The sequence below is a fragment of the Ruminococcus sp. CAG:330 genome, assembly GCF_000437175.1.
In the GTDB taxonomy this organism is placed as follows: domain Bacteria; phylum Bacillota; class Clostridia; order Oscillospirales; family Ruminococcaceae; genus Ruminococcus_C.
The window spans coordinates 1-12,282 of sequence record NZ_FR898055.1; the positions used below are offsets into that span (position 1 = coordinate 1).

A 12,282-nucleotide genomic window follows, 5' to 3' on the forward strand; every position below is an offset into this window, starting at 1 on the left:
CCTCGCCAACTGCGCTCAGTTGGATCAGCCTGACGAGTCCAACGATCTCGGTTCTTTTTGTTTCTGCACGATGCGAGAGGATACGCCGGCAAACCTTAACAATGTTTCACGTGAAACATCCGCTCACTCTCTTGTCAGCTTCTGCGCCAGTGCGGCGAGGTCGTCCTTATCGTAGAACTCCAGCACCAGCGAGCCTTTATTCTTCCCATAGGTCACGGAAACCCGCCGTGCCAGACGGCTCTCCAGACTGATCTGCATCTCCGTGAAATAGCTGTCCGGCATAGCATCCGCCGGCTTTTCCGGCTGCGCTGCCTGTACCTCTGCTGCGGCGATCTTCTCGATGTCCCGCACGGTGAGCTTGCCGTCTGCGGCACGCTTTGCCGTGTCCATCTGAAGTGCGGGATCCCGAATGGCGAGAAGTGCTCTGGCGTGGCCGGCGCTCAGGGCTGCGCCCTGCACCAGCTCCCGAATCTCCTTAGGCAGCTTCAGCAGGCGCAGGGAGTTTGCCACGGCGCTGCGGGACTTTCCCACACACTTGGCGACGTCCTCCTGTGTCATCTCAAACCGCTCCATAAGCTGTTCGTAGCCCTCCGCCTCTTCCAGCGGATTCAGGTTCTCCCGCTGGAGGTTCTCGATGAGGGCAATTTCCATGGTCTCCTCGTCGGAAATTTCCCGGATGATGACGGGGACTTCGTCCAGCCCCAGCATCCGTGCCGCACGCCAGCGGCGTTCGCCGGCGACGATCTGGTAGTTCAGCCCGTAGGGGCGCACCAGAATGGGCTGGAGCATGCCGTAGCGCTGAATGGAGTCCGCCAGCGCCGCGATTGCCTCTTCGCTGAAAATCTTTCTGGGCTGATCTCGGTTCGGCTCCAGTTCCGAGAGCCGCAGTGTCTTTTTCACCTGCACATCGGCGGCATTCTCATCGTAGAGAAAATCCAGACCGCTGCCCAATCCGCCTATTGTCATTCGCTTTCACGCTCCCTTTTTTTGCCGAATATCATCAGACGGCGTTTTTTCTCCGGCGGTTTCTCGCCCAGCAACTCCATGCCCAGCAGCGCATACGCCTCAGCGCCCTTGGAGAGGTGGTCGTAGTACATGACCGGCTTGCCGTGGCTGGGGGCTTCGGAGAGGCGGACGTTTCGGGGGATCTTGGTCTGAAAGACCTTGCCGGGGAAAAACTTCTCCACTTCCTCCTCCACCTGGCGGGACACGTTCAGGCGGGCATCGAACATCACGAACAGAATGCCGGCGATATCCAGCGCCGGATTGAAATTGCTGCGCACGATCTTGATGGTATTGGTGAGCTGGGACAAGCCCTCCAGGGCGTAGAACTCCGCCAGCATGGGAATAATCATCCGGTCTGCGGCAACCAGTCCGTTCACCGTCAGAAGCCCCAGCGCCGGCGGGCAGTCGATGAGGATGTAGTCATAGTCCAGCTTACAGGTGAGCAGCTGCATTTTCAGCCGGTTCATCCGGTTCTCCATGGAGGCAAGCTCCAGCTCTGCGCCGGCGAGGGTATTGCGTGCCGGCAGGATGCTGACATTCTCGAACGCCGTGCGGACGATCGCCTCCTGAATGCTGTTTTTTCCCACGAGCACCTCATAGGAGGATGCCGTCAGGTGTTTTTTCTTGATGCCCAGACCGGTGGTGGTATTGCCCTGCGGGTCAATATCCACGCAGAGCACCTGTTTTCCCCGAGAGCCGAGATATGCCCCCAGATTGACGACTGTCGTCGATTTTCCCACGCCGCCCTTCTGGTTGGCAACTGCATAGACCATACCCACGCTGATTTCTTCCTTTCGTTGGCAAACTGCCGTTTCTGCCGATTTCTTTCGAATCATAGTTCTTACTTATTATAACATGATTTATGTCAGTTGTAAAGAGGGAAAAACGCATTTTCGGTATAACCTGTCCTTACATGACATGCTGCAAAATCACACGCAGACAGAAAAAACATCGTGCAGAAACAAAAAGAACCGGAGCCGTTGAACACGTCAGGCTGCTCCAGCTGAGCGCAGCTGGCGAGGTGTTCTTAGAGGGCACGTGCCCTCTAAGTCGCCGTCCGCAGACGGCGAAAACTCTGCGCCCATACTTCTGGGCGCACGGAGCAGGTGGGTGAGAAAAGCGACAGCTTTTCGAGGGCGGAGCGAACAAGACCGCTCCGCCCTTGTGTGCCGTTTGTAACGCCTTGATTTTGGAAACATTCCGGTGGAACGTTTTCAACGGATTTTTCCCTGGCATATTTGCGGACACGGCACGCCGTGTCCCTACAAAATGCGCTGCAAAATTGCAAGAACAATCACGAAAAGCATCGTGCAGAAACGAAATAATCTCAGAACCGTTGTCCTGTCAGACTGATTCGACTGGCAAAGTGTCTTGTGTGGGGAAATATAAGTAGGGACACGGCGTGCTGTGTCCACTGGTTCACAGCAAGGCATATCCCGTTGAAAATGTTCCACCGGAACATTTTCAAAATCAAGAAACAGCAAACGGCACACAGGGCGGAGCGGTCTTGTTCGCTCCGCCCTCGAAAAGCTGTCGCTTTTCTCACCCACCTTCCCCGTGCGCCAAAAGCATGGCGCAGGAAGTTTCGCTGTCTGCGGACAGCGACTCAGAGGGCTACTCGCCCTCTAAGAACACCTCGCCAACTGCGCTCAGTTGGATCAGCCTGACGAATTAAACCACCTCGTTTCTCTCTGTTTCTGCACGATGCTTTTGGTGTGATATCCCCACAAATTCCGTGCACACCCCGCCCCGCAAAAAAGGCGGCAATGTTTCACGTGAAACACTGCCGCTCTGAATATTATTTCTTCTCCCCGATGGGAATCCGCACCCGGTATTCGATGTAGTCCTCCCGCTGGATCTTCTGGGAGTCTGCGGCGATGCCTGCCGCCTGCATGGTCTCCACAGCACGGGTGATGGTATTGACGAAGATACGCACATTCTGGAACACCTTGCTGCGCTTCCGATAGCTCTCCCGCTTCCGGCGCTGCCCCAGCAGTTCCTCCACGGCGTGCTCCGTCTTTTCCACGTTGAGGTTATTGCGCACTACCTTTTCCAGCACCGCCAGACGCTCCTCCGGCGCAGCCAGACGCAGCAGGGCACGGGCATGGCGCTCGGTGAGGTTGTACTTCATGATGATCTCCCGTTCCTCCGCCGTGAGCCGGAGCAGCCGCAGCTTATTGGCGATGGTGCTCTGCGCCTTGCCCAGCTTTGCCGCCGCATCCTCCTGTGTCATGCCGTAATACGTAATGAGCTTTTCGATGGCGCTCGCCTCATCGAAAAAGGACAGATCCTGCCGCTGGATGTTCTCCACCAGCGCCATGACCGCCGAGTTGCGGGAACTGATCTCCAGAATGATACAGGGCACTGCCTGCATGCCGGCAAGCTTTGCCGCACGCAGCCGGCGCTCCCCCGCCACCAGTTCATAGCACCCCTCCCCACGCCGGACGGTGAGAGGCTGGAGAATGCCGTTCTGGGCGATGCTCTCCGCCAGCGACTGGATGTCCGCCGGATCGAATCCGGTGCGTGGCTGGTGGGGGTTGGGGACGATCTCGCTCACATCCACCTCCACAATACGGTTGATGGGCTTTTCCCGGGTAAACGTTAAAAATCCTGCCATAGTAACTTCCTTTCTCTGAAAAAGAATCTCTGGCAATCCCGCACAAAGCCGTCAGGCGGAATTGCTTTCCGTATCTTCTATTGTAGCAGATTTCAGAAATGGCTTCCAGAGAAAAAAAGTGCGGTTTTTCGGAAAAAGCGCCGTTTTTTCGGCAGGTTTCGCCGGACTTCCGAAAAAGCGGACGGCATTCTGCGGCACTTTTTCGGACATCCTGTCAGCTTCTGCGATATTTTCAGCCCAGCGGCTTCTGCTGGATCTGTTTGCTCCGGCGGGGGTACTTCTCCGGTGTCGGGCGGCACTTCTCCACCTGCACCAGACGGCGTGCGCCCGCCTGTTCCAGCGTATAGTCTGTCACCTGAACAGTTCCGCCGCCCAGTGTGACAATCGCCTGCTCCGCCGGTTCGACCGGTTCGGACGGGCCTTTCATGGCGGCGAACACGCCGCCCACCCGCACAAACGGCAGGCAGTATTCCGCCAGCACCGGCAGCGCTGCCACTGCACGTGCTGTGGCGAAGTCAAACTGTTCCCGCAGCTCCGGCTGTCTGGCAGCCTCCTCGGCTCTGGCGTGGATGCAGCGCACGTTCCCCAGCCCCAGCAGCTGTGCCGTCTGCTCCAGAAAGCGGACACGCTTTTGCAGGCTGTCCAGCAGGGTGAACTGCACGTCCGGACGCAGCACCGCCAGCACCATCGCCGGAAAGCCTGCGCCCGTTCCCACGTCGATGCAGGATGCACCTGTGGGCAGCTTCGCATGGCACAGCAGGGCTGCGCTGTCCAGAAAGTGCTTCGCCCAGACCTCCGCCGGCTCGGTGATCGCCGTGAGGTTCATCTTTTCATTGGTCTCCGCCAGCGTTTTCAGGTACGCCTGAAGCTGGCAGTACTGCTGTTCGTACAGGGGCATGCCTGCCGCCGCAAACAGCGCCTTAGCGCTCTCATATTCCATTATGCCTGCTCCTTTCCGCTGCTGTTCTCCCAGACCATGAGGACGGACACATCCGCCGGCGACACACCGGAGATCCGGCTCGCCTGTCCCAGATTCTGGGGACGGTGGGCGTTCAGCTTTTCCGCCGCCTCCAGCCGCAGTCCCCGAATGGCGGTATAGTCCAAGTCCTCCGGCAGCGCCAGATTTTCCAGCTTCCGCATGCGGGCGATCTGCGCCATCTGTTTTTCGATATAGCCGTCATACTTGATCTGGATTTCCACCTGCTCTCCGATGACCGCCGGCAGCGCCGGACGGGTAGGATCGTATGCTCTGAGTCCCTCGTAGCGCAGCTGGGGCCGGCGCACCAGATCTGCCACCTTACAGCCCGTGGAGAGGGGCGCAGTGCCCTGCGTCTCCAGATACCGGTTCAGCGCCGGCGAGGGGGCGAGGGTGGTCTTTTCCACCCGCTTTTTCTCCTGCGCCACCTGCCGGTACTTCTCCGTCATGGCGTCATAGCGCTCTTTGGAGATCAGCCCCAGCTCGTAGCCCATGGGCGTCAGCCGGAAGTCGGCGTTGTCCTGCCGGAGAATCAGCCGGTACTCGCTGCGGGAGGTCATCATACGGTAGGGGTCCTCGCAGCCCTTGGTCACCAGATCATCCACCAGCGTGCCGATGTAGGAGTCCGCACGGTCCATGACAAACGGCGTCTTGCCCTGCACCTTGCGTGCGGCGTTGATGCCTGCCACCAGTCCCTGCGCCGCAGCCTCCTCATAGCCGGAACTGCCGTTGAACTGTCCGGCGCCGTACAGACCGGAGATCTTCTTACACTCCAGCGTGGCACGCAGTTCTGTGGGGTCGACGCAGTCGTACTCGATGGCGTAGGCAGGGCGCATGATCTCCACGTGCTCCAGTCCCCGAATGGTGCGCAGAAACGCCAGCTGGACATCCTCCGGCAGAGAGGAGGACATGCCCTGCAAATAGTACTCCTCCGTCTGCAGGCCCATGGGCTCGACGAAGAGCTGGTGGCGGGGCTTGTCGGCGAAGCGCACGATCTTGGTTTCGATGGAGGGACAGTACCGTGGGCCGATGCCCTCGATCTGTCCGGAGAACAGGGGCGAACGGTGGAGGTTCTCCCGAATGATGCGGTGTGTCTCGCTGTTGGTGTAGGTGATATAGCAGGACACCTGATTGTGCATCTTTGCGGCATCTGAGGCAAAGGAGAACGGCACGATCTCTGCATCGCCGTCCTGCCGCTCCATGGCATCGAAGTCAATGCTGCGCCGGTGGACACGGCAGGGCGTTCCCGTCTTGAACCGGCGCATCCGCAGCCCCAGCGCCTGCAAGTCCCCGCCCAGCGCACGGCTGGGCAGGGCGGCATCCGGCCCGCTCTCATAGGACACCTGTCCCACGTGGATCCTGCCGTTGAGGTACGTTCCCGTGGCGATGACCACGGCGGAAACGGTATACTCCGCCCCCAGCGCCGTGACCACGCCGCAGACACGGCCGTCCTCCACGAGAACCTGCGCCACCTCTGCCTGCCTGATCTCCAGATTCTCCGTCTGTTCGCAGACGTGCTTCATGTAGTTGTGATACTGCACCCGATCCGCCTGCACCCGCAGGCTGTGGACTGCCGGCCCTTTGCCCTGATTGAGCATCCGGCTTTGCAGGAAGCAGGCATCGGCAGCCCGTCCCATTTCGCCGCCCAGCGCATCGATCTCCCGCACCAGATGCCCCTTGGCAGTTCCGCCGATGGACGGGTTGCAGGGCATGTTGGCGATCTGATCCAGCGAGATCGTAAAGAGCACCGTCCGGCAGCCCAGACGTGCCGAGGCAAGCGCTGCCTCCACGCCGGCGTGTCCTGCGCCCACGACGGCGACATCGTAATTTCCCATATGATACATCTTGAATCCTCTCCAAAAAAAGACGGGCCACTCATTTCAGCAGCCCGTCCCTGTTGTTTTTTGCACCGTCTGCGAAAACGCCGACAGGCTTATTTCATTTTCTCAGAACTCGATCTTGCCGTAGAGTCCGGCGTTCAGTTCATCCTCCGGCTTGGGCTTCTTATAGTCCCGCTCGAAGCTGGTCTTCATGGAGTCCATATCGCTGCGCTTGAAGTCCTCCGGCTTCCGCTCGGTGCGGTACGGGCGCTTTCCACCACGGCCGTGCTGTCCGCCGCTTCTGCCGCGTCCGCTGCTGCGCTTTCCGCCAACAGCAGCTACGACCACCTTCCGGTACGGGTCCTCTCCCACGCTGTGGGAGGTGACGCCCTCGATCTCGGAGATGCGGCTGTGAATGATGCGGCGTTCGTAGGGGTTCATGGGCTCCAGTGTGGTGGAGCGTCCGCTGCGCAGCACGCTGCGTGCGATCTTGTCCGCCAGCTGTTCCAGCGTCTTGCGGCGCTTTTCCCGATAGCCGTTGCTGTCCAGCAGCAGGCGGCAGTACTCCTCGCCGTCCCGGTTCACCAGAATGGAGGCCAGATACTGGATGGAGTCCAGCGTTTCCCCACGGCGGCCGATGATCGTACCGCTCTTGGTCTGGCTGCGCAGTTCCATGCGGATGCCGTTTTCGGTGCGCATGGTGGTGATGGCGATATCAATGCCCATAGCGTGGTAGATATCGGCGATATACTGCCGTGCACGCAGGAGGTTCTCAGACATCTCCTCGTCGGTGAGGATGGTTTCGATGGCAGCGGACTCCACGCCACGGGTGGCGGAGTCGTCCTGCGGGATCACGATCTCATCCACGGAGGTGATCGCCTCGGCCGCAGTGGCTTCTGCCGGTGCGGCTTCCTCTGTCTTTGCCTCCGGCTGTGCCGGAGCGGTTTCCGGCGCTGCTGCGGGGGCTGCGGGTTTCTCCGCCGGAACCGGTTCTGCCGGTGCGGCAGGTGCCGGCGCAGCAGCCGGTGTTTCCATCGCGTAGGCGGCCTCTACCACGTATTCCTCTTTCTTTCCAAGCCCCAAAAAGCCCTTCTTCGGTTTCTCCAGGATACGGAACACAATATAATCCACGGATACCCCAAACTTTTCAGATGCCATTTGCTTTGCTTCTTCTAATGTTTTTGCAGTAAAGCTCTCTTTCATCACTGTGTTCATCCCTTTCTTTTTCGCCTGTTTTGCAAGTCCCGCACCCTGCCGGACTCACCAAGACGGGCTCTGAGAGCTCGTGTTCATAGGCATCTATCTACGTCTTTTCGGCAAATTTTGTTGCATACTGCGTTAAAAATTCTTGCCATACGAAAGTATGCCTGCAAATTTTTGCCTTGTCTGCAAAAAAATTTGCTCGAAAATCCGCATATATTTCCTACGAACACAAGCTCTGAAAGTATGCTGCGCTTTCCGGCGTGCAGCCGGCGCAGCGCTTATGTTTCACTTCCCGAATCCGAATTGCCGGTGTCGTCATAGCTCTCGCCATACTTCTCCGCCATTCGTCTGCGGGCATCGTCCAGTACCTTCTTGTCGTACTTTGTGCGTTCCGCACGGGACATGTCCTTAGTCTCCTCTTCGTAGCGCTCGTGCATCTGCTGACCGACAGTTCCCTGCTGCTCCAGCATCCGCTGCATGAAAGTGCGCTTGCCTGCGGCGTACTTCTTCTGCATCTTCTTGTTCTCCTTCTCGCAGAGCTTTTCAATGCGCTCCGGCGTGAAGTAGAGGTTCAGTCCCACAGACTGCACCAGCGAGAAGAACGAAGAGCAGACCCAGTAGAAACCGACGCCGGCAGGAACGTTGAATGCGAACCATACCGAGAAGATCGGCATGATATAGAGCATGACGTTCATGCATCCCATCTTGGGAGCTGCGGGGTTGCGCTTCTTCTGGACGATCTGCATATAGACCGTGAGCACCAGCTGGAGCACGCCGGAGAGAACGGGGATCAGGAACAGGACAACTGCCGCATAGTTCCATGTCTCCGGCTTCCACGTCGGAATCGTTCCCAGGTTTACGCCGAACAGGCTGAACTTGTCATAGAACTCCGCCATCTTGTCGGAGAAGCTCGTTCCCGCCAGAACCGAGCCGAACGCATCGGGGTCGTTGTGATGTGCGGTGAGAACGATCAGCTCCTGACGGAGGCTGGTGCCCTGCTTGGCAAGCTCCGGATCGATGTTCTTTACCACGTTGTAGGCGTTGGAGATGAGGTCGCCGCCCATCTTCAGGATGTAGGACAGCGGCTTATAGACAACGTCCAAGATGCCGAACAGGATAAAGAACTGGAGGAACATGGGGAGGCAGGAAGCGCCGGGATTGACGTTCTCCTCCTGATACAGCTGCATCTGTGCCTCCTGCATCTTCTGGGGTTCGTCCTTGTACTTCTTCCGCAGCTTCTCCATCTTCGGATTCAGGCGCTGCATTTTTGCAGAGTTCATCTGCTGTTTATACGAGATGGGGAAGAGGATCAGCTTGGTAAAAATGGTGAACAGCAGGATTGCAAATGCGTAGTTGTCCACCCAGTCATAGATAAGGCGCATAATCCAGCCAAACGGCTTCCCGCACAGATCATATAAAAAATCCATTCGTTTTCATTAACCCTTTCTGTTGCGTAGTGTACGCCGGGGTTCTCGTCCTGCAAACAGGATGCGCGGCGGATCCAGATGCTCCGGCACCGGATCAATCCCGCCAGCGTTCCACGGGTTACAGCGCAGCAGCCGCCGCACGGCAAGGAACCCGCCCCGCAGTACGCCGTACCGCAGCAGGGCGGTTTTGGCGTAGGCGGAACAGGTGGGGTAAAACCGGCACACAGCCGGTGTCAGCCGGGAAATTTTCTGATATCCTCCAATCAGCCATGCCAGAAGATACCTCACGATTTTCCCCCCTCCGGCGGTGCAAACATGCGCCGAATCCGCTGCAGGCCGTTTCCGGCCAGATAGTCACGAAGCTGCGTCGAGCGGATGCCGTCGATGGCGGGAAGTGCCACGATCACAAGGTCAATGCCTGTGGGCAGCAGATGTTCCGTCTCCCGATATGCCTGGCGGATGATACGGCGGGCACGGTTGCGCTTGACGGCGCAGCCGACCTTCTTGCCGACTGTAATGCCAAGGCGGTTGTACTTGCGCCGGTTCTTCCGCACATAGAGGATCATATAAGGGGACACGATCTTTCTTCCACGCCGGTAGAGCTGTAAAAAATCCCGATTCTGGTTGAGAATTACCGTTTTTTGCATGGCATGCACTCCAACTTTGCTGTGAGCCTTGGACAGCCGGAGGCAAAGCCCCGCTGCACAAAGCTCCCGAGATGATTTCAGCATCCGCCGGCATACCGGCAAATGCTCCGGACGGTGCAGCGGTTTCGCTGCCCCATCCATTCCGATGAGAGCCTGTCCGCAGATGGCGCCGCCGTACACGGCGAGGTAGGTGAAGGGTTCGTGTACGGCGGCATCCGGACGGCTTTTGGCAAAGCACACGAAAGGCAGCCCCGCACAAAGCACGCCCTGAGGGGCTTTACACGTAATCTGACGGCGCATCTTACGCACAAGCTTTGGGCGGTGCTGCCAAAAGAAAAGCGTATCCGAATCCCGCGGCCCGATGCCGACCGTACAGACTCACGGTTACCTGCATGCCTGCCGGTAAACAGCTTGTCGAATCGGCATTTCGGGCGATGCGGAATTCAGATACGCATGTCGAAAAAACAAAAGACCACAAACGAGTGGCGTTGTGGTCCGACTTCGATCAGTGGCTCAGTCTTGCTCTGCCGCGTGCTCTTCTGCGAGCTAAAACCTTTCTACCGTTCGCAGTGGCCATTCTCTTACGGAAGCCATGCACCTTTTTCCGATGAATCTTCTTCGGCTGATATGTTCTTTTCACAGTCGTTACCTCCTCTCTTTTTTCCGGCGGAAAATCCTCCGCACAGGCTGCTGGATTCCTACGAGGCAGCCCGCACGAATCCATTTACAATATATTATACTGCATCCCCCCGCATTTGTCAAGGATTTTTTGCAAAAAAATTTTCCGCAGGCGTTTTCCACAGAAATTGCGGAAAACCGCCGGAATTGCGTGGCGTTTGCGCTGCCGGGCTTTCCACAGTTTCCACATCCGCCCCATCCGGGGATTCTCTGCGGAAATTTCAGAGAAAAATCATAGTTTTCCACAAGAGAGGGGTTGATTTTCAACAGCGTTTATGGTATACTATTATATTATGGACTGTTGAAAATCTGGGCGGCACCGCAGAAGGTCTGTGCGGTGTTGCCCTTGTATTTCCAGCGCACCCCAGCAAACACGGAGTCTGCCGGCATTCTGGCACTGTCATTTTCTCCGGCCGGCTTTTCAATACAAGGAGGATTCTACCACTATGAACTCATTTCAAGAAGTCTTTTCCAGCGTCAAGCAGTACTGCCGGGAACAGGGCATTCCGGACGTTGCCGTTAACCTCTGGATCAACGCCCTCACCCCTGTCCAGCTGGACGGCAGCACGGCGGTCTTTACCGTGCAGTCATCCTTCCAGCGTGCCGTTGTGCTGGGCAACTACGAGGCCCTGCTCAAAGAGGCATTTTTCAATATTCTGGGCTTTGACGTGACACTGGACATTCAGGTAAAAGACGAGCCTGCTTCGCCGGCACCGGACGAGGAGCGGCCTGCGCCGGATTTTGACGACATCGCACGCCGCCACGAAGAGCTGGAACACACCTTCGAGGGCGCAAACTATGAATACACCTTCGATACCTTCATCGTGGGCGGCTCCAACGAGTTCGCCTACGCTGCCTGCACCGCCGTGGCAAAAGAGCCGGGCGTGAACTACAACCCCCTGTTCATCTACGGCCCCTCCGGTCTGGGCAAGACCCACCTGATGCACGCCATCGCCAATGAGGTCTGCAAGAATCATCCGGAGTACAAGATCATCTACGTCACCAGCGAGGAATTCGGCAACGACTTCATCTCCAGCATCAACGACAAGAACACCGCACAGTTCCACGACAAGTACCGCAACGCCGACGTTCTGCTCATCGACGACATCCAGTTCTTCACCGGCAAGGAGCGGATGCAGGAGGAGTTCTTCCACACCTTCAACAAGCTGCACGCCGAGGGCAAGCAGATCGTCATCACCTCGGACAAGCCGCCCAGAGAGCTGAAAACACTGGAAGACCGGATCCGCAACCGCTTTGAGTGGGGACTCATCACCGACATCTCCACGCCGGACTTCGAGACCAGAATCGCCATCATCCGCCGCAAGGCAGAGCTTCTCGACCTGTACATTCCGGACGACGTGGCAGAGTTCATCGCCAACCGGCTCAAGACCAACATCCGTCAGCTGGAGGGCGCTGTCAAGAAGCTGAAAGCGCTGAAGCATCTGGCTGGCTCCGCACCGTCCATCTCCATGGCGCAGAGCGTCATCAAGGACATCCTCAGCGATGACCAGCCGGTGCCCATCACCGTGGAAAAGATCATTGCAGAGGTTGCCGATGTGTACGGCGTTTCGCCGGAGGATATCCGTAGTAGCAAGCGCTCCAGTCAGATCTCCACGGCACGCAAGGTTGCCATCTATGTCATGCGGGAGATCACCCAGATGCCCCTTCAGGCCATCGGGACGGAGTTCAACGGCAGAGATCACTCCACCATCGTGTACTCCATCAGCAACATTGAGACGGCAATGAAACACGATGAGCATCTGAAACAGCTGGTGGAGGATATTATCAAAAATATCCGGAGTAAGAGCAGACCGTAACAGAACACAAAACCCATCGTGCAGGGACAAAAACGCACCGCATCCGTGTGACCCGATCAGGCTGATCCAACTGAGCGCAGTTGGCGAGGTGT

The 12,282-nt window shown here is 57.7% G+C and carries 11 protein-coding genes; 1 reads left to right on the plus strand and 10 read right to left on the minus strand.

Going from position 1 to position 12,282, the window contains the following annotated elements; all coding sequences use genetic code 11:
* Positions 1-123: 123 nt before the first annotated feature.
* The 10 genes from QZL66_RS06470 to rpmH form a co-directional block, all read right to left on the minus strand.
* Entirely contained in the window at positions 124-966 is an 843-nt protein-coding gene (locus QZL66_RS06470) for a ParB/RepB/Spo0J family partition protein (protein ID WP_022410917.1), read from the minus strand.
* Positions 963-1,784: a ParA family protein gene (locus tag QZL66_RS06475; RefSeq protein ID WP_022410918.1), complete on the minus strand. Its 822-nt coding sequence runs from the start codon at positions 1,782-1,784 to the stop codon at positions 963-965. The genes QZL66_RS06470 and QZL66_RS06475 overlap by 4 nt, the downstream gene beginning before the upstream one ends.
* A 1,019-nt stretch (positions 1,785-2,803) precedes the next feature.
* A complete protein-coding gene (locus QZL66_RS06480; protein ID WP_022410919.1) occupies positions 2,804-3,622 on the minus strand; it encodes a ParB/RepB/Spo0J family partition protein in 819 nt (272 codons plus the stop codon).
* A 232-nt stretch (positions 3,623-3,854) separates the two neighbouring features.
* Positions 3,855-4,562, minus strand: coding sequence for a 16S rRNA (guanine(527)-N(7))-methyltransferase RsmG (rsmG, locus tag QZL66_RS06485; protein ID WP_022410920.1), 708 nt, complete (start codon positions 4,560-4,562; stop codon positions 3,855-3,857).
* Entirely contained in the window at positions 4,562-6,442 is a 1,881-nt protein-coding gene (gene mnmG, locus QZL66_RS06490; protein ID WP_022410921.1) for a tRNA uridine-5-carboxymethylaminomethyl(34) synthesis enzyme MnmG, read from the minus strand. The genes rsmG and mnmG overlap by 1 nt, the downstream gene beginning before the upstream one ends.
* 102 nt (positions 6,443-6,544) lie before the next feature.
* A complete protein-coding gene (gene jag, locus QZL66_RS06495; RefSeq protein ID WP_369677367.1) occupies positions 6,545-7,633 on the minus strand; it encodes an RNA-binding cell elongation regulator Jag/EloR in 1,089 nt (362 codons plus the stop codon).
* A gap of 266 nt (positions 7,634-7,899) precedes the next feature.
* Positions 7,900-9,048, minus strand: coding sequence for a YidC/Oxa1 family membrane protein insertase (locus QZL66_RS06500; protein ID WP_022410923.1), 1,149 nt, complete (start codon positions 9,046-9,048; stop codon positions 7,900-7,902).
* 9 nt (positions 9,049-9,057) lie between these two features.
* Entirely contained in the window at positions 9,058-9,336 is a 279-nt protein-coding gene (gene yidD, locus QZL66_RS06505; RefSeq protein WP_022410924.1) for a membrane protein insertion efficiency factor YidD, read from the minus strand.
* Entirely contained in the window at positions 9,333-9,935 is a 603-nt protein-coding gene (gene rnpA / locus QZL66_RS06510; RefSeq protein WP_293601912.1) for a ribonuclease P protein component, read from the minus strand. The genes yidD and rnpA overlap by 4 nt, the downstream gene beginning before the upstream one ends.
* Positions 9,936-10,200: 265 nt before the next feature.
* Positions 10,201-10,335, minus strand: coding sequence for a 50S ribosomal protein L34 (gene rpmH / locus QZL66_RS06515; protein ID WP_084194420.1), 135 nt, complete (start codon positions 10,333-10,335; stop codon positions 10,201-10,203).
* Between the two features lie 484 nt (positions 10,336-10,819).
* Between rpmH and dnaA the strand changes: the two genes are divergently transcribed.
* Positions 10,820-12,190, plus strand: coding sequence for a chromosomal replication initiator protein DnaA (gene dnaA, locus QZL66_RS06520; RefSeq protein WP_022410927.1), 1,371 nt, complete (start codon positions 10,820-10,822; stop codon positions 12,188-12,190).
* Positions 12,191-12,282: the final 92 nt, after the last annotated feature.